The sequence below is a fragment of the Pedobacter ghigonis genome, from assembly GCF_903166585.1.
Lineage (GTDB): Bacteria > Bacteroidota > Bacteroidia > Sphingobacteriales > Sphingobacteriaceae > Pedobacter > Pedobacter ghigonis.
The window spans coordinates 207,451-227,305 of record NZ_CAESCM010000003.1 but is presented as its reverse complement, the minus strand read 5'-3'; the positions used below and the strand labels follow the sequence as shown (position 1 = coordinate 227,305).

General features: G+C 42.4%; 12 protein-coding genes. 10 read left to right on the top strand and 2 right to left on the bottom strand.

Annotated elements, in window-relative coordinates:
• Positions 1 to 81: 81 nt before the first annotated feature.
• From HWV58_RS06495 to HWV58_RS06465, 7 genes are all read left to right on the top strand, one after another.
• On the top strand, positions 82 to 1,221 hold the full coding sequence (locus HWV58_RS06495; RefSeq protein WP_235972668.1) for a sialidase family protein: 1,140 nt from the start codon (positions 82 to 84) through the stop codon (positions 1,219 to 1,221).
• A complete protein-coding gene (locus HWV58_RS06490; RefSeq protein ID WP_235972667.1) occupies positions 1,218 to 2,729 on the top strand; it encodes a DUF4974 domain-containing protein in 1,512 nt (503 codons plus the stop codon). Before HWV58_RS06495 ends, HWV58_RS06490 begins: the two co-directional genes overlap by 4 nt.
• A gap of 3 nt (positions 2,730 to 2,732) precedes the next feature.
• Positions 2,733 to 3,659 (top strand): sugar phosphate isomerase/epimerase family protein, encoded by a 927-nt coding sequence (locus HWV58_RS06485; protein WP_175633310.1) that lies wholly within the window; start codon positions 2,733 to 2,735, stop codon positions 3,657 to 3,659.
• 4 nt (positions 3,660 to 3,663) lie between these two features.
• On the top strand, positions 3,664 to 6,216 hold the full coding sequence (locus HWV58_RS06480) for a right-handed parallel beta-helix repeat-containing protein (RefSeq protein WP_235972666.1): 2,553 nt from the start codon (positions 3,664 to 3,666) through the stop codon (positions 6,214 to 6,216).
• 237 nt (positions 6,217 to 6,453) lie between these two features.
• A complete protein-coding gene (locus HWV58_RS06475) occupies positions 6,454 to 7,539 on the top strand; it encodes a Gfo/Idh/MocA family protein (RefSeq protein WP_175633309.1) in 1,086 nt (361 codons plus the stop codon).
• Between the two features lie 220 nt (positions 7,540 to 7,759).
• A complete protein-coding gene (locus HWV58_RS06470; RefSeq protein ID WP_175633308.1) occupies positions 7,760 to 9,349 on the top strand; it encodes a sodium:solute symporter family transporter in 1,590 nt (529 codons plus the stop codon).
• Positions 9,350 to 9,420: 71 nt separating this feature from the next.
• Positions 9,421 to 11,586 carry an alpha-L-rhamnosidase-related protein gene (locus tag HWV58_RS06465; protein WP_175633307.1) on the top strand — a complete coding sequence of 722 codons (2,166 nt, stop codon included), beginning with the start codon at positions 9,421 to 9,423 and terminating at the stop codon, positions 11,584 to 11,586.
• Positions 11,587 to 11,647: 61 nt separating this feature from the next.
• Here the strand turns inward: HWV58_RS06465 and HWV58_RS06460 are convergent, their stop codons facing one another.
• Positions 11,648 to 12,379 carry a GntR family transcriptional regulator gene (locus HWV58_RS06460; RefSeq protein ID WP_124561410.1) on the bottom strand — a complete coding sequence of 244 codons (732 nt, stop codon included), beginning with the start codon at positions 12,377 to 12,379 and terminating at the stop codon, positions 11,648 to 11,650.
• A 230-nt stretch (positions 12,380 to 12,609) separates the two neighbouring features.
• On the opposite strand from HWV58_RS06460, the gene HWV58_RS06455 reads away from it, so the two are divergent.
• The 3 genes from HWV58_RS06455 to HWV58_RS06445 all read left to right on the top strand — a co-directional run bounded on the left by HWV58_RS06455 (position 12,610) and on the right by HWV58_RS06445 (position 18,274).
• On the top strand, positions 12,610 to 14,436 hold the full coding sequence (locus HWV58_RS06455; RefSeq protein WP_175633306.1) for a class I mannose-6-phosphate isomerase: 1,827 nt from the start codon (positions 12,610 to 12,612) through the stop codon (positions 14,434 to 14,436).
• Between the two features lie 74 nt (positions 14,437 to 14,510).
• Positions 14,511 to 15,914: a sugar porter family MFS transporter gene (locus HWV58_RS06450; protein WP_175633305.1), complete on the top strand. Its 1,404-nt coding sequence runs from the start codon at positions 14,511 to 14,513 to the stop codon at positions 15,912 to 15,914.
• Between the two features lie 14 nt (positions 15,915 to 15,928).
• Positions 15,929 to 18,274 carry a GH92 family glycosyl hydrolase gene (locus HWV58_RS06445; protein WP_175633304.1) on the top strand — a complete coding sequence of 782 codons (2,346 nt, stop codon included), beginning with the start codon at positions 15,929 to 15,931 and terminating at the stop codon, positions 18,272 to 18,274.
• Positions 18,275 to 18,439: 165 nt separating this feature from the next.
• Here HWV58_RS06445 and HWV58_RS06440 read toward each other — a convergent pair whose 3' ends face one another.
• Positions 18,440 to 19,732, bottom strand: a complete 1,293-nt coding sequence (locus tag HWV58_RS06440; protein ID WP_217706956.1) for a GH36-type glycosyl hydrolase domain-containing protein — start codon at positions 19,730 to 19,732, stop codon at positions 18,440 to 18,442.
• Positions 19,733 to 19,855 lie beyond the last annotated feature (123 nt).

Genomic DNA, 19,855 nt, shown 5'->3' with positions numbered 1-19,855 from the left:
AAAGGAATGCAAGCGACTATATTAAGATTTCCAGTCAAGCTGGAAATGATGTGGCGAAAATAGAAGAATGACTAAGAAAATATGATGTTAAATAGAAAAATATACGTTACACTAGGATTAGTTCTCGCAGTAGCGATAACCGCCAATGCCCAGGTAGAAAAATGGCAAACCGGTATAGTTAAGCAAGAGTTTTTATACGAAAAGGCACCGTTTCCGTCTTGTCACTCGGCTACTATCGCCGAAACGCCAACAGGCCTGGTGGCCTCATTTTTTGGAGGTACCAAAGAAAGAAATCCAGATGTGGAGATTTACATCAGCCGTTTTGTTGATGGGAAATGGCTGGCACCCGTTTCGGTAGCGAACGGTATTATGTCCGATGGTAAACGATTACCTACCTGGAACCCGGTTTTGTATCAGGTACCCGGCGGCGATTTATTGTTATTCTACAAGATCGGTCCAAAACCTTCAGAGTGGTGGGGCATGATGCGAACCTCAAAAGATGGCGGTAAAACCTGGTCGGAAGCTACAAAACTGCCTGCGGGGAACATCGGCCCGGTTAAAAATAAGCCCGTATTGCTAAGCAACGGAAACCTTTTCGCGCCATCGAGCAGGGAAGGTGATGGCTGGAAAGTACATTTCGAGGTAACTAAAGATAACGGCAAAACCTGGCGTACCGTAGGCCCATTACAAGAAAATGGGCTTAAAGCCATTCAACCCAGCATTTTGCAATACGGAAAAGGCAAACTGCAAATTTTAGCACGTACCGCTAACCGGGCAATTGCCGAATCATGGTCGGCTGATAATGGCGAAACCTGGACACCGCTCACCAAAACTACATTACCCAATAACAATTCGGGTACCGATGCCGTTACACTGAAAGATGGCCGTCAGGTATTGGTGTACAACCATGTGTTGCCTCCGGGCGATTTAGCGAAAGGAGCACGCACACCGTTAAATGTTTCTGTTTCTAAAGATGGTAAAACCTGGTACGCAGCACTGATTTTAGAAGACTCGCCCATTAGCCAGTATTCTTATCCGGCTGTAATCCAAACGGCTGATGGCATGCTGCATTTCATTTATACCTGGAGAAGGGAAAAGATCAAACACGTAGTAGTAGACCCCTCGAAGCTAAAATTGAAGAAAATTGAAAATGGTATTTGGCCAAAACTGAACGGATATGCCGCACCGGTAATTACAGAAACCAAAAACGAGGAGCCATGAGAAATATAAGAAAATCGTCATTGCGAGGAGGTACGACGAAGCAATCTCTCCAGGTAAGACAGATTACTTCGGCTGATGAAAAATCAGCACTCGCAATGACGGGCAAAATTTTTAGATGTCTTGTGTTATTTATTTTGGGTTCAGTGTCTTTCATTGACATGCTTTCTGCCCAAACTCAAAATTCAGATAAGGCCTACAAAAAACCTTTAATAGAGGTACTTAAAGCCATTGAAAACCGCTATAACGTAAAGATTAAATATGCTGAACCACAGGTAAAAGATAAGTGGGTAAATTATGCCACATGGCGTTTTCGGGCAAACGTTGACGAAACCTTAACCAACGTGCTTACGCCGCTGGACATGAAAGTTAACAAAGAGAAACCAGGGGTTTACAAGCTTAAAGAATACGAATATTACCGTTGGGAGGTTCAGGATGGTTGGGCTTACCTCGATAGCTTAGCTTCAAAATATACAGATAAAGCGAGCTGGGAAAAGCGGAAAGCCTTAATAAAACCTCAGCTTTTTGAAGCTTTGCAACTATCACCTTTACCAGCTAAACCAGATGCGAAGCCCATTATAACCGCTAAAAGAATTTTCGACGGCTATTCGGTTGAAAACATAGCGCTGGAGATTTTACCCGGCGTTTGGATTAACGGATCACTTTATAAACCCTTAAATATCAAAGGAAAAATACCGCTTATCTTAAGTCCTGATGGACATTGGGAAAAACAGCGTTACCGTGCTGATTGTCAGATTCGTTGTGCCATGCTGGCCAGAATGGGCGCAATGGCCTTCAGTTACGACCTCTTTGCCTGGGGCGAATCGATGTTGCAGTTTAAATATGAAGATCACAGAAAAAGCCTGGCCCAAACCGTGCAAACATTGGGTGGAATCCGCATTTTGGATTATTTCACCAAATTAAAGGAAACCGATACCAACAGGGTAGCCATTAGTGGTGGTTCGGGAGCTGGCAGTCACTCGATTTTAATGACTGCCATGGATAACCGCATTAAGCTCAGCGCACCGGTGGTGGCCATGTCATCATACTTTTATGGTGGTTGCCCTTGCGAAAGCGGTATGCCCATTCATCAATGCGCTGGCGGAACCGATAATGTAGAACTGGCTGCAATGGCTGCACCAAGACCACAATTACTCGTATCGGATGGCAGCGACTGGACCGCACATACGCCTGAACACGATTTTCCATACCTGCAAAAAATGTATGGCTATTATGGCGTAAAAGATAAAGTTGAAAATGTGCATTTACCCGACGAAAAGCATGATTTCGGCCCAAATAAACGCATTGCCCTTTACGACTTTCTGATTAAATATTTCAAGCTTAACGGTAATGCGGTAAAAGACAAATCCGGAAAATACGATGAAAGCAAAGTAACCATCGAAAAAGAAAATGCCTTGTATGTTTTCGGCGATAAGGGAGAAAAATTACCCAAAAACGCTGTAATGGGTTTTGAGAACCTGCAAAAAATGTTTCCACAAAGCCTGAACTAAATTATGGAACACCAAAACAGAAGAACCTTTATTCAAAATCTCGCATTAATTAGCGGCGGCTTAATGCTGCCCAATATTTTGCAGGCGGCTCCCCTAAAAAGCAGATACAAAGTAGCTGTGATTGATTTGATGATACTCAAACGTCAGAAATTAAGTGCTTTAGACTTAACCAGCGAAATTGGAGCCGATGGATTGGAAATCGATATGGGTGGGCTGGGTGACCGGGAAACCTTCGACAATAAACTGGCAGACCCGGGCATCCGCCAGCAATACATAGAAAAAGCAAAAACGCTTAACCTCGAATTTTGTGCATTGGCCATGACCGGTTTTTATGCGCAGTCTTTTGCCAAACGTCCTACCTACCAAAAAATGGTGCAGGATTGTTTAGATACCGCTAAAGCCATGCAAATTAAAGTTGTTTTTTTACCGCTGGGCATACAGGGCGATCTGGTTAAAAACCCAGAATTGAGGGCACCCATTGTTGAACGCTTAAAAATCGCAGGCAAAATGGCTCGAAAGGCAGGTGTAGTGATTGGTATCGAAACCGCACTGGATGCCAAAGGCGAATTGCAGTTGCTGAAGGAAATCAATTGTAAAAACATCAGAAGCTATTTCAATTTTTCTAATGCGATCAAAAATGGCCGCGATTTACACGAGGAGCTGAGGATATTGGGACGCAAAAACATCATACAAATTCATGCCACCAACGAAGATGGGGTTTGGCTCGAAAACGACCCCAAAATTGACCTCAAAAATGTAAAACAAACTTTAGATGAAATGGGCTGGAGCGGCTGGCTCGTTGTAGAACGTAGCCGTGATGCCAAACAGCCTACTAATGTGAAATACAACTTTACCGCCAACACCAAATACCTGAAGTCCATTTTTCAAAGCGAGGTTTCGTCATTGCGAGGCACGAAGCAATCTTATTAGTGAGATGATGATAAGCCTAAAAAGTTACCAACTAAGTAATCTAAGATTAAAAGCATACCTTGTTATTATACTGATATTTAGCTTATTATATCTAAATGCAAATGCGGCTGATATTTATGTCTCTAAAATGGGCTCAGACCGCAACACTGGAACCAAAGCCAAACCCTTGGCATCCTTGCATTTTGCCATCCGGAAGGCGAGGGAGTTGCGGCGCTTAAACGATAATTCGATTAAAGGCGGGATTAATATCATCATTGAAAATGGTCATTACACTTTAGACGAAACCATTGTCCTTCGCCCGGAAGATTCAGGCACAAAAGATAATCCGACACAGATTATGGCTGCTCCCGGCGCAAGTGTTATTTTTAGTGGCGGTGTAAAAATTAAGGGCTGGAAGAAATTAACCACATCTGTTGTGGGTTTGCCCAAAACGGCCATGGGTAAAGTTTGGGTGGCTGATGCCCCTATGTTTGCCGATAACACTTTGTTATTCAGGCAGCTCTGGGTAAATGGCAATAAGGCTGTACGGGCTAAAGATGCCAATGGCGATGCCATGAACAGGATTTTATCCTGGGATGCGCAATCTCAAACCTGCAAAATCCCCTTAAACAAAAACATCAACCTGAGTAAGGCAAAAGGTATCGAAATGGTGATCCATCAATGGTGGGCCATTGCCAATTTGCGGGTAAAATCGGTAAAAACCCAAAACAATGTCGCTGAGCTTTCCTTTTTACAGCCCGAAAGCCGCATACAATCAGAACATCCCTGGCCAGCGCCATGGATTTCTGGCAAAACTGGAAACTCTGCCTATTACCTTACGAATGCGATTCAGTTTTTAGATGAGCCAGGCGAATGGTTCGAAGATTTACAGCAGCATAAAGTATATTACTGGCCCAAATCCAATCAAAACATGCAGCAGGCAGATGTCGTTGTTCCGGCTTTGGAAACGCTGGTCAAGGTGAAAGGAACCATCGATCAGCCCGTATCTTACATTTCATTTCATGGAATATCTTTTCAACACGCATCATGGTTATGGCCTTCCGAGCAAGGCCACGTACCGCACCAGGCAGGCATGTACATGCTCGATGCCTATAAGTTAGACCAGCCCGGAACTGCCGATAAACCTACATTAGAGAACCAGGCCTGGGTTGGCCGGCCAGCTTCGGCTATCGAAATCAGCTATGCCAATCACATCGATTTTGAAGGTTGCAGGTTCGAACACCATGCTTCAACCGGTATAGATTACCAAAAAGGAACGACTAACAATCAGATTAAAGGCAACTTGTTTAAAGATATTGGCGGATCGGGTATACTCATGGGTACTTTTTCGGATGAAGCTACTGAGGTACATTTGCCTTATCAACCTTCAGATGAGCGCGAAATTTCGGCTAACAACCTGATCGAAAACAATCTGATTACCGATGTAACCAACGAAGATTGGGGTGCAGTTGGTATTGGTGCGGGTTACGTGCGTGGGCTGAAAATCATCCATAACGAAATCAGCGATGTTTCTTACTCCGGAATTAGCATGGGCTGGGGCTGGACAAAAACCAAAAATGCGATGAAGGATAATACCATCAGCGGCAATAAAATCCACCATTACGGCAAACACATGTACGATGTGGCCGGCATTTACACTTTATCAGCCCAGCCGAACTCTCTTATTACCAAAAATGTGATCGATAGCATTTACACAGCCAGGTATGCACACCTTCCCGACCACTGGTTTTACCTCTACACGGATGAGGGATCTTCGTACCTAACCATTAAAGATAACTGGACACCAAGCGAAAAATACCTGCAAAATGCCAACGGACCAGATAATTTATGGGAGAATAATGGGCCGGAGGTTTCCCAAAAAATCAAACAAAATGCAGGACTAACGCCTCCATACCAGTACCTGCTGAAAGATAAATCACTTATTTCTGCCACCCGGAAAATAAATAACGCAATAGATAAGCCCGTAGTCTTTGAGCTGATTTTTAAAGCCGGTGCAGTACCCAACGATAAAACCCTGACAGCATTTGCCCGAGAAAATAACCTTTTAAGATCATCCATTTACAGCTGGGAAAACCGTTTGGTGGTTTATACTTCAACCTTAAAAACAGAAAGTTTACAACAAACTTTAAAAAGGCTCAATGCCACTGAGATTAAGTTGTATGAGAATATGTTTTACGATTTCGACCGGAAACAGCAATGTGGAACAGCACCGGTAAAAGAATGGGACAATATTATCCTATCGGCCAATCTGGTTAATGACGAAAAGCTGCAAAAAGAATACCTCGATTACCACAAAACACAATTCGAGAAATGGCCCGAAATATCAAAAGGTTTTTGCAATGCAGATTTTCAACGCCTGGTTATCTTTAAAAAAGACCGCCAGCTGATGTTGATTATCAGCATACCCAAAGGTGCAGATTTAAATAAACTGAACCCCAAAACAACCGAAAACAACCCTAAAGTAGACGAATGGAATACATTAATGAAAAAATACCAGGAAGGAATAGCAGGCACCAAACCCGGCGAGGTTTGGGTTTTCTTTAAACCGATAAATTGATAGACCCAATAGAAGAATCGTCATTTCGATCCGATAGCTATCGGATGAAGCGAAGCGTAACGGAGAAATCTATAGAGACAGATTTCTCGACTACGTTGCACTCCGCTCGAAATGACGACCACGCATAGGAAGTCATTCATAATGATTTTTATCCAATAAAATAAAACTCAGGATGACAAACGCATACAAGTTAACCTCAGTCGTAAACTGAACAATAAAGCTTACAAAAAACAAACTATGTTAAGATTAGGAATATTAGGATTAGGCGAGGGCAGAAGCACCATTTCTGCCTCACTGGCAAGCACCAAATTTAAACTGATTCAAATTTGTGATGCCAATAAAAAACTGTGCGAAGAACGCGCACTGGAGTTCGATTTTCAAAACTGGACCACCAATTACGACGACATGCTGAAAAGCGACAAAATTGATATGATTGCGATTTACACCCCTGATCATTTGCATTTTGAGCACATTAAGCTGGCTTTGGAGCACGATAAACATGTGGTTTGCACCAAGCCATTTATCGACGACCTTTCGCAGGCAAACGAACTTTTAGCACTCAGTAAAAAAACGAAAAAGAAAATTTTTGTTGGTCAGAGCTCACGGTTTTTCGAACCAGCCATGCGGCAGCGAAAAGATTTTGACAAAGGTTTAATCGGCGAGTTAATCACCATCGAAAGTCATTACCATGCCGATCACCGATGGTTTTTAGAGAAAGGCTGGTCCTTAAAACAATCGTTTAAATGGTTGTATGGTGGTTTAAGTCACCCGGTCGATTTTATTCGCTGGTACATGCCCGATATTGAAGAAGTAATGGGTTATGGTATGCTGAGTAGCAATGGCCAAAAAGCAGGCTTAAAAAACCAGGACACCATGCACTTCATTTTCAAGGCTAAAGACGGCAGAATTGCTCGTGTTAGTGGTGCCTATACCGGGCCAACTCAGCCGACAAGCCGCGATAGTGGAATGAGCTGTATTTTACGCGGAACAGAAGGGGCTAGTCAGGCCGATTACCACGAACTGCGTTATTCGGTTACTACCAAAACCGGTGAAGAGAAAATCATTACCTGGGGCGATGCTACTTTAAAGCATTATTTCCGTTTCGAAGGGCAAAGTCACCATGCCGGCGAATACCAGAATTACCTGGATTATTTTGCCGATAGCATTAACAACAAGTTTACCGCTTATCCCGATTTAAAAGAGGGAATAGGAACCATAGCGCTTTTACAGGCCATGGATAGATCGTTGGAAACAGGTTTGCCCGTAAAAATTGATGAAATATTAACCAGTTATAACATCACGAGAGAATCGATAGGACTATAGAAATTCGTCATTGCGAGGCACTATTCATTCCGGTTATAGATGGTCGTCATTTCGACTGGAGCACAGCGGAATGGAGAAATCTTTAATTGAATGTATTAGATTTCTCCGTTACAGTCGCAATGACGACAAATTAAAGGGCACCTACCGCGGGCGGATAAAGAAGTAATTCCGTGCCAATCCGTGTTTCCGTGGCAAACAAATAAAAAACCAAACTAACCAAATGCACAACATTGTAGAACGTTTAACCAGTTTAGATTACATCATCGTAATGGCCTACCTTATCATCCTCATGGTGATTGGGTACCGCGCCAGTTTTTCGAAGAAAAAAAGCAAAGATGAAACCTTATTTTTAGCCAATAAATCGTTAGGCTGGGCCAGTATTGGTTTCAACATGTGGGGCACAAATGTAGGTCCATCCATGCTGCTGGCCTTTGCCAGTATCGGCTACACCACAGGCATTGTGGCCGTCAATTTTGACTGGTATGCCTTCATCTTCTTATTTCTGCTTGCTATCGTTTTCGCACCGAAATACCTGGCTGCGCGGGTAAGCACCATGCCCGAGTTTATGGGGAACCGTTATGGCGATTCGACCCAAAATATACTAGCTTGGTATGCCCTGGTTAAGATTTTAATCTCCTGGCTATCATTAGGCCTGTTTGCAGGCGGTTTTTTGGTACGGCAGATTTTAGGCATCCCCATGTGGCAATCGGTTACCGTTTTGGTTGCTTTTGCCGGCCTGTTTACCTTTTTTGGAGGCTTAAAAGCCATTGCCAAGGTTAACGTTTTCCAGATGATTTTACTCATTGCTGTATCTCTTTCACTTACCCTTTTAGGCCTGCACAAGGTTGGAGGCATCTCGGCTTTGTATAGTAAAACACCTGGTCATTTCTGGAACCTGATACAGCCTGCAAGTGATCCAAAATATCCCTGGTATGCTATACTTTTAGGTTATCCGGTAGCTGCTGTAGCTTTTTTCTGTACCGATCAATCCATGGTGCAGTCGGTTTTGGGCGCTAAAAACCTTAAGCAAGGACAATTGGGCGTAAGCTTTATCGGCTGGTTAAAAATCCTTTCGCTGCCTTTATTCATCGTAACCGGCATATTGTGTTATGTACTTTTTCCTAACCTGAAAGATCCTAACGAAGCCTACATGACCATGGTAACCAATCTTTTCCCTCCGGGCATGAATGGTTTAGTGATTGTGGTACTGATTGCGGTTTTGGTTGGTACCATCGGCTCTTCATTAAACTCTTTGAGTACCGTTTTCACCATGGATGTGTATGTAAAGAAAATTAATCCACAGGCTACTAATAAGCAGATTATCAATATAGGCCGTTTAACTGTGGTTGCAGGCTGTCTTTTCGCTGTAATCGTAGTGCTGGCCATCGATAACATTAAAGGATTAAACCTTTTTGATGTATTTCAATCTGTGCTCGGTTTTATTGCTCCGCCACTATCAGTTGTTTTTCTGTTGACTGTATTCTGGAAACGCACTACCCGTAAGGCCGTAAATTTTACGTTATCAATCGGTTCAATACTGAGTCTGAGCACCGGAATTGTTTATTTATGGGTTTTGCCACCCAGCGAATACACTTTCTGGCCGCATTACCTGATGCTGTCTTTCCTGATTTTTGCAGGCTTATTGGTTATCGCCATATTGATTTCACTTTTAGATAGAACACCCAGCGTTTATACGGCTAACGAAGCACACGAAGCCAATATCGAAAAACCCGACCGAATGGTTTGGATTTCGTGGATTGCCCTGGCCGTTGTAATGCTTGCACTATATATTTTCTTTAACGGGCACTAGAAATCTCTAACTAGCATAGATCTCTCCATTTCGCTGCGCTTCAGTCGAGATGACGAACCAAAATAAAAAATATGAAAAACCTAAAAAAAATACTCTTCATTACCTTGCTCCAGGCAATGGTAATCCCGACTTTTGCGCAAAAAGCATCGTGGATCTGGTATCCAGGCGATTTTGATATTTACATGAGCAATGTGATGCAGAACCGGCGAACAGAACGTGGTTCGTTTTTTCCTGTATTTTGGAAAATGGATAGCCATTATGTGCTGGTCGATTTCCATAAAGAATTTACACTTAGCCAACCCGAGGAGGTTAAACTCTTTGTAGAAGGCACTTATAACGTTAAAATAGACGGACAGGCCATTACCGGTTTCCCGAAATCCATCCAAATTCCTGCCGGGAAGCATAAACTTAGCCTGAAAGTATATAGTCAGGCTACAGTGCCCGCCATTTTTGTGCAGGGCAAAACTGTTGTATCAGATGAAAGCTGGTTAGCCACCTTCGAAGATAAAGAATGGATTGATGCGAGTGGGAAAACTTCCGATAAATCGGGTACTACCTTTGTTTCGGCGGGCTCATGGGGCTTAACCGACCCTAACAGCTTACCATCTGCGTTTAAATTACCTGTTGTTGCACAAGCTTCCGTAAAAACGGATAAAGCCGGAGCCGGTTATGTAGCCGATTTTGGCAAAGAAACCTTTGGCTTTATAAAAATACACGGTTTAAAAGGTAAAGGCAAACTCAGTATCTATTACGGCGAATCAAAAGAAGAAGCCTTATCAACCGACAAATGCGAAACGCTCGATTACCTGGATATTGATCTGGCCGGTAAAAAAGATTCGGTAATGCCGCTCTCCAAAGCCTTCCGCTATGTTAACTTTCAGCCCGGAAGCGGTATTTCTGCCGATTCCGTTTCTATGCTTTATGAGTATGCGCCGGTTAGCGAAAGAGGAAGTTTTAAATCCTCAGATGCGGAGCTGAACAAGATTTACGACGTTGCCAAATATACCTTCCACCTCAATACCCGCGAGTTTTTTATCGACGGGATTAAACGCGACAGATGGGTGTGGAGCGGCGATGCCTACCAGAGTTACCTGATGAACTATTATTCGTTTTTTGATGCACCAACGGTAAAAAGAACCCTTTTGGCCCAACGTGGCAAAGATCCGGTTACAGCACATATCAATACCATTATGGATTACTCTTTCTATTGGTTTTTGGGCATTTACGATTACTATAAATTTACTGGCGACAAAAAATTTGTGCAGGACATTTATCCCAGGATGCAATCCTTAATGACCTACATCGATGGGCGGAAAAACAAAAATGGCTTATTGGAATGGATGCCGGGCGACTGGATTTTCATTGATTGGGCCGATAAGTTGAGTAAAGATGGCGAAGTAAGTTTCGAACAACTGCTTTATGCCCGTAGCTTAGAAACCATGGCATTATGCGCGAAACTCGCCAACGATACCGAAAGTGCAGCCAGATATGAAGAACAGGCCAAAGTACTGAAAGCCAAAATATTTGATTTGTACTGGAACCAGAACAAACATGCTTTGGTACACAGCAGGGTGGCAGGTAAACCGACAGAAAATGTAACTCGTTACGCCAATATGTTCGGCATCTTTTTCGATTATTTTACGCCTGAACAAAAGCTGGCGGTAAAAGAACATGTATTGCTGAACGACAGCATCAATAAAATTACCACGCCATACATGCGTTTTTATGAACTGGAAGCACTTTGTGCCATGGGCGAACAATCATACGTATTAAAAGAGATGAAAAACTATTGGGGTGGTATGCTTAAACTCGGTGCTACTTCTTTCTGGGAAGAATATGATCCCAACAAGAAAGGAACCGAGCATTTGGCCATGTACGGCCGGCCTTTCGGAAAAAGCCTTTGTCATGCCTGGGGTGCAAGCCCGATTTATTTACTGGGCAAATATTATCTAGGCGTTAGTCCTGATTCTCCAGGTTACGAAACCTACACCATCGAGCCCAACTTAGGAGGTTTGGCCTGGATGGAAGGCAAAGTACCTACGGCAAATGGCGATATCGCGGTTTACATGAACAAAAAGGAAATCAGGATAAATGCCGCTGTTGGTACCGGAAAGTTAAGGATTAAAAGCAAGTCTAAACCGGTGGCAAATGGAGCAGAAATTAAATCAATAGGAAATAACTTGTACGAAATCACAATAGAAAAGGGTAGAAACTATAGCGTTCGCTACAATTACTAGTATGCATTTAAAATTACCGGGAACCATCAAATCATGTTGATCGTTCCCGGTTAATATCAGCTTAACTATCCCGTCTGCTTTCTACAGTGTACACAAAACTATCGGCATGGTAATAGCCTAAATTATATTCAATTGGCCGTTCTCCCTGATCAAAAACATAACGTTTTCTAAAAAGCAGGGGACTCCCAACCTCAACATCCAGTTTGGAGGCCATAAATTTATCAGCAGCTTTGGCGCTAATTTCCTCTTTCGATAAATTCGCAATTATCGAATGGTCTCTTTCCAGGATTTCATACAAAGGGCGTTTAAAATCTTCATCGCCCGTTAGGCCAATCCTGGGGTGAAAATAAGAGATGAAATAAACAAAAGGGCCTTCCTCTTTTCCCCTTAAACGCTCTAGCTTCAGAACCTTTTTATCCGTACCAATATCAAAAAAATGGGCCAGTTTCTCATCTGCATATACCCAGCTGATGTGAAGTTCGAAATTCTTAATCGGAATGCCTCTTGCCTGCATTTCCTGCGAAAAACTTAACCAGTTGCTTGCTTTCGAACTAACCGAAACCTCAGCAACCTTAGTACCGATACCCTTTTTACGAATCAGCAGGCCCTCATAAACCAATTTGTTTAAGGCCTGGCGCAACGTTGTTCTCGATATGGCCAGCTGCTTAGCCATATCCACTTCGTTAGGCAGAAATTTAGTGGCATATTCGGGATCCTTAATCAGATTCCGCAATAATTCTTCTGCCTGAATGTGCAAAGGCACAGGGCTTTTATGATCGATTGAAAATTTCATTTTTTATGCAGCAATGCTTTAAATACTACAATTACGCTTATGCTGTTGAAACAAAGATAGAAAAAGCATGTACAAACAACAACACATGTATGCATCCTTATTGCTATTTAAAGTAACTGATGGTAGTTAAAGGCTTATTATTCAAGCTAGGTAAAAGAAATTAAATAAAACATTAGGATAAATGTATATACATATATACATTTGTTCTTTAATAAGATAGTAGCCCGTTTATGGAAGTAAAAAATAATCCTCAGGAAACACCCGCCACTGAACAATGGAGACAAAGTGGAGAAAACATTTTACCAGAAAATATCAATCATTTCAATCAGCCGGCAGATGCTTATAATCTGTACCCGGTTCATGCTTTGGGTGAGGGCAAAATATTTGATGGTTATGCTGCATTGGCCTCTTGGATTATTGAAAAAAGAACGGTAATTATAGATGGTTATGTTGGTATTTTCTGGCGCGAAACAGAACTGGCTTTACAACAAATCTTTACCAATAAGCATCTAAAAGTTAACTGGCTGCGTACAACAAGCCAAATGAAAAGTGCAGATGTAGTACAGGAATTGGTAAATCCTTTTCTGGGTGAAGCAAAAAGTGTTTGGGGTAAAAAAACTACGCTTAAGCTTGCAGATTTTTTCAAACCTGGATTTAGCCAAATCCAGCCCGACACTGCTTGTGAAATAAATATTGTAATTGGAATGGGTGCCTCATTAGCGAATTGGGATGCACCAATCATTTACCTCGATATTCCTAAAAATGAAATCCAGTACCGCATGCGTGCAGGCTCTGTAACTAACCTGGGAGCTGCCACTACTGCTAGTGCTTTCGAAATGTACAAGCGCTTTTATTTTGTAGATTGGGAAGTGCTGAATAAACACAAAGCAGAAATTTTAAACCGCATTAGTATCGTTGCAGATGCCCAGCACAAATCATCGGTAAAGTGGATCGAGGCAAATGAACTGAAGAAAGGCTTAAAACACATCAGCCAGTCGGTATTTCGGGTTAGGCCATGGTTCGAAGCAGGCGCATGGGGCGGTCACTGGTTGCAGGAAAACATTAAAGGTTTAAATAAAGATGAGGTAAATTATGCCTGGTCTTTCGAAATGATTGTTCCCGAAAACGGCATAGTATTCGAAAGTAACGGGAACCTGTTAGAAGTTACTTTTGATTTTCTGATGTTTAGCGAAAATCAGGCTGTATTGGGTAAACATGCTTCGGTTTTTAGCACCGAATTTCCGATCAGGTTTGATTTTCTGGATACGATGAGTGGTGGAAATCTTTCGATCCAATGTCACCCTTCATTGAAATACATCCGCGAAGAATTTGGCGAAAACATTACGCAGGATGAAACTTATTATATTCTTGAATGTAAGGAGGATGCTAAAGTTTACCTGGGTTTTCAGGAAGATATCAATCCAATTGAATTTAATCAGGCATTAGTTAAAAGTCAGCAGCTAAAACAGGAAATAAATATCGAAGATTTTGTGCAGGTACACGATGCGAAGAAACATGATCTTTTTTTAATCCCAAACCGTACGGTGCACAGTGCCGGTGCCAACAACCTGGTACTCGAAATCAGTGCAACACCTTATATTTTTACCTTTAAAATGTACGATTGGGTTCGTTTAGGTCTGGATGGTCAGCCCCGGCCAATTAACATTGAACATGCTTTAAAAAACCTTGACTTTAACCGGAAAGGGAAGGTGGTAACCAACGAGCTGATTTCGAAACCATCGGTGATTGAAAAAGGAGGGGATTGGGAGTTGATCCATCTGCCAACGCACATCGAACATTTTTATGATATTCACCGCATGGAGTTTGACAGTGAAATCACGGTAAAAACCAATAATGCCTGCCATATTTTGATGCTGGTGGAGGGTACAACCATCAAATTAAAAAATACAGATGGCCAGCTGAGTGAATTCCATTATGCCGAAACTTTTGTAGTTCCGGCTGCCGCCGAAAGTTATACGCTGATTAATGCGGGAAGTGGAAGGGCTAAAGTAATTAAAGCATTTGTAAAAGATGACCTGACTGCTGTAACTTTATAAAACAGCGGTCAGATTTGATGTGGATTTACAATCCATGGTCAAAACCAATTAAATTTTTAACCAAAATAAAAATTATGAGTGAGCAAAAAAGAAGCAGTGTTTTTTTAATAACGCTGGTAGCATCGCTGGGCGGCTTTTTATTCGGCTTCGATATGGCCGTTATATCAGGAGTTTTACCGCTGGTGCAAAAGCAGTTTGCATTAAGTGCCTCTCAGGAAGGATGGTTTGTATCTTCGGCCTTGTTGGGCTGCATCATTGGGGTGGCGCTTTCGGGCGAACTGAGCGACAGGTTTGGAAGGAAAAAACCACTGATTTTAACGGCTATCCTTTTTGTTGCATCGGCCCTGGGTTGCGCATTACTTCCCAATCTGCCGGGCGTTATCGCATTCCGGCTGTTAGGTGGTATTGGCATCGGTATTGCCTCCAATGTGGTGCCCTTATACATTTCTGAAATCGCACCTGCGCACATTAGAGGCCGTTTAGTTACTTATTATCAGTTTGCAGTTACACTGGGTATATTGGTGGCTTACCTCAGCAATGCAGCCTTATTAAGCGGTGCTTCAACAGCTCTCACTGATACTTCTGCCTTGAGCAAGCTTTTCAATCAGGAAGTTTGGCGGGGCATGTTGGGTATGGGTGTGTTGCCTGCTGTTTTATTTTTATTCGGACTATTGCTCATTCCGGAGAGCCCTCGATGGCTGATACAAAAAGGCCATATCGCTGCAGGTACTTTAATTATCAGTAAAATTAACGGACAAGCGCCTTCAGAAATTGATCCCAATCAGTTTGCAACTGAAAGCAACGGCACTAAAAATTCATATAAAGAATTATTTGCACCAGCAATGCGTAAAGCCTTGTTAATCGGCATTTTATTACCCTTATTTTCGCAGTTTAGCGGCATTAATGCAATTATTTATTACGGACCAAGAATACTCGGTAATGCGGGCATTTCGTTAAGTAATTCTCTCATCAGTCAGGTTATTTTTGGTCTGGCAAACGTACTTTTTACCCTGTTTGCCATCTGGAAAGTGGATAGCTGGGGAAGAAGGCCACTTTATTTATACGGAACTGCCGGAGCTGCGATTTCGCTGATCTTAACCGGTATATGCTTTTATTTTAACGCAACCTCAAGCATTTGGCTTTTGGTATGCGTTTTGGCTTTCCTCGCCTTTTTTGCCTGTTCAATTGGCCCCTTAAAATTCGTGGTAGCGGCAGAGATATTCCCGGGAGCCATACGCGGAAGAGCATTGGCCATTAGTATTATGGTTATGTGGGTAGCCGATACAATAGTAGGGCAAATTACACCAATCTTGCTAAACGAACTGGGTAGTGCGGGTACTTTCTGGTTTTTCGCCTTCTTCTGTATCGTAGCCTTTATTGCAGTTTATAAATTGCTTCCCGAAACCAAAGGTAAATCGCTCGAAGAGATAGAAAATGACTGGAAAGAGGAAGCAGATAAGCCTGTGTTTTTTCACTAAAAAGAACTTCACCTATGAATATAAAGCACAAACTTGCCGTTTTACTGCTGCTTAATTTATGTTACAAACCGGTTAAAGCACAGTCAGACCACGATTTGCTGGCTTATGCCGATCCACGCATTGGTACAGCGCACAGCCGCTGGTTTTATTTTACACCCGGGGCAGTTCCCTTTGGGATGGCTAAAGCCGCACCATCAACCAACGGCTCTTATGGCAATAAAAGTGGCTGGGAAGCTGTAGGATACGACCAAAGGCATACTTCTATCGAGGGTTTTGCCAATTTTCACGAATTTCAGATTGGCGGGGTTGTTTTTGCACCATCAACCGGAAAACTGCAAACCCTGGCAGGAACTTTGGAACATCCCGAAACCGGTTATCGTTCTGCTTTCGATCATAAAGATGAAACTGCCACACCAGGCTATTATTCGGTATTGTTGAAAGATTATGGCATTAAAGCCGAACTAACAGCTACTAAAAGGGTAGCTTTTCATCGCTATACTTTTCCAAAATCAACCGAAGCACACATCCTTTTCGATATTGGCCATCAACAGGGAGAGAGCGGAGAGGTAAGTGATGCAAGGGTTTACCTCACCAGTGATGGCAGAATTGAAGGTTATGTAATTACGAAACCTGTATATGTACAGAAATATCAGCCTGGTGCCAACGTAAAAATGTACTTCTCTGCTGTAGCCAGTAAAAAGCCTTTAAAATTTGGCACATTTAACGGTGGCGAAATTACCACAGGAAACAAGAGCACCCGTGGCAAAGGAGCAGGCCTATACCTCACTTTTACTACAAAAGAGCAGGAAAGCATTACCTTAAAAGCCGGACTTTCGTATACATCAATCGCAAACGCAAGACTAAACCTGGCTAAAGAAGCTTCAAACCTTTCTTTTGATCAGGCTAAGGCACAGGCCTTAAATACATGGGCCAGCTATCTGGGAAGAATCAGGGTAACCTCGGCAAATAAAGCAGATCTGACGAAGTTTTATACCGGATTATACCATGCCTTATCAGGACGTGGTTTGGCAAGCGATGTAAATGGTGCTTACCCTAAAAATGATGGAGGGATTGGTCAGATCCCGCTGGATAAGAACCATGTTCCGCTACATAACCATTACAATACCGATGCAATTTGGGGCGCTTTCTGGAATTTAACCCAGCTGTGGGCTGTAGCTTATCCTGAGTATTATTCAGATTGGGTTAAAAGTCAGTTGCTGGTGTATAAAGATTCGGGCTGGTTATCTGACGGGATTGCCAATAGCCGGTACGTATCTGGCGTGGGTACCAACTTCGTGAGCCTGGCCATGGCAGCAGCATACAACTCAGGAATACGCGATTTTGATGTAAAAACCGCTTATCAGGCTGCACTCAAAAATGAATTAGCGTTTCAAAACCGGCCATTTGGTGCAGGAAAGCCCGATTTAGATCGGTTTTTGAAATATGGTTACGTTAATCATTTGGATAGCGGTAGTGGTGCCAGCGAACGCTGGCAGTTTTCGGCCTCGCATACCTTAGAATATGCATTCAGCTGCTACGCAGTTGGCCAATGGGCAAAAATTTTAAATAAAACAGCCGATTACCAGAAGTTAACTACACTTTCCAATGCCTGGAAAACCATTTTAGATCCCGCAACCAAATTCATCAGGCCAAAAGATGAATATGGCCATTTTATTTCCAACTTCAATCCGAAACAGGCCTGGAGAGGTTTTCAGGAAGGAAATGCCTGGCAATATACTTTTTATGTTCCCCAAAACCCGGACGCTTTAATTGCAGCCATTGGTAAAGCTGATTTTAACAGCAGACTGGATAGCATTTTCACCGTATCTGAAAAAAATAAATTTGGAGGTGGAACAACATTAGATGCTTTTTCGGGACTGGAAGGACTTTACAACCACGGTAATCAACCCAATCTGCACACTTCATGGCTTTTTAATTTCTCAGGCAAACCATCGCTTACGCAAAAATGGGTCAGAAAAATTATGGATGAATTTTATGGCACCGAAGGTATTCACGGTTACGGATACGGGCAGGATGAAGATCAGGGACAGCTTGGTGCCTGGTATGTATTGGCTTCGATGGGTATTTTTGATGTGAAGGGCTTTACCGATGCCTCACCAGAAACAGGCCTCTCTGCGCCAGTTTTCAATACGATCAGAATCAAGGGCAATAAGAAATATTTCAGCGGTAAAGATTTCGAAATTGTAACCCTACATAATAATAATAGCGAAAACCGGTATGTGGAGTCATTTTCGCTAAACGGTAAGCCTTTAAAAACGCCCTTCATGAAACTTAAGGATATCCAAAATGGCGGGAAGTTAGTAGTAAAGCTAGGTAAAGAACCAAAAGATACGTATTGATTTTTTACTCCGGGATCGTCATTTCGGGGGAGAATTCATTAGCATCAATTTAATTTCAATTAGTAATCGTTTTAAGATTCCCGCCTGCGCGGGAATGACGATCCGCCAAAAAAAGGGATAGCAAACACCTGGTTTACTATCCCTTTTTTGGTTTTTACTTAGAAACTACTTCTTTTTCTCCAGTGCTGTTATTGCGGTCCACAATACGCCGGCTTCGCCTCTAAAACTCGATGAACCTTTTGGCTTATTATCGGGTCTATACCATTCGTAAAATCCATTATTGCTGATTACACGTGCCAGCATCGGGTCTAGTGCTTCTTTGGCTTCTGCCAATAAATTATACCTGATTAACTGGGTAACCATTCTGCCACCAAACCAGGTCCAATCGCCACCATTTTGATAAGAATATGGCCCCATAACTTTATTCTGAAAGGTACCGGCCGGATAAACAGGGTAGAGTGTAAGGCCGATGGTTGCAGCATTGGCATCTTTTACGTTTTTCTGCATTTTTTCATAAGCTTCCTTTACCTGTTTTTTACTTAGCAAACCAGCTTCAATTGCAACCGCTGTACCACCGTGATAGTAAACTTTCGATTCATCGAACGAAGCCGGAAAAGGGGAGCCGTTTAAATAAATATGCGGGATATATTTCTGGGCTTTATCATCCCATAAATATTTGTTAATATTCTGGCGAACGCTTTTGTAAATGCCTTTCCATTTGGTAATCTCGGCCGGATTTAAATCCCCAACCTCAATAAAGTCGTTTATCGCAATTAAAAACATGGCATTATCGTAAATATCAATCGCCCTATGGGTGTTCTCGTCAATTACCACGCCCCAGCCTTGCTCGGGTTGTACATCGCCCCAATCGGCAGTAGTGGCACCCCAAATCAAGCCATATTTCTCGTTAAACCTTTCTTTCAACAGAAAATCCATAGCCCTTTCCATTTGCTTTTTAACCGGTAAGCCGGCTACCTGCTCATTTAAAATGGATTTATCGCCTGTAATATTGATATACTTTGCAATGGCCTGAATCAAGGAGGTTTCCTGATCGGTTTCTACCGTATTTTTATGTCCAAGATATCCCGGTACAAGGTCTGATTTATAAAAAGTACCTTCCGAGCCAGCCTGTTTTGACGGGATATAGCCATCCAGAATAGATCCGTCAGCCTGTTGAAACTGGAAAAATGTAATCAGGTGTTTCCTGATCTGCGATTTATCGTTAACCTTACAGCTCAATTCGATAAAGGTATTCAAATCCCTGATCCATACTTCGCCATAACCATCGCCAGCGGTAAAACCTTTTTTAATCAGTGCTTCGGCCATAGTTTTAACCTGATTCATTACAGCCGGTGTTACATTTTTTTGTGCTTTTGGCGCAATAGCTTTGGTTTGAGCCAACGATGTACCGGGTACGGCTAATGCAACCAGCATGGCTAATGCTATATTTTTATTCATAGGGTTGTAGTTTATATTGTTTATGCTGCCCCATACTGAAGCCGCTATTTGTTAGTCAATCTATATGTACAAACATATATACATTTAATCAAATATCAAACATTTTAACAATATAATTACGCC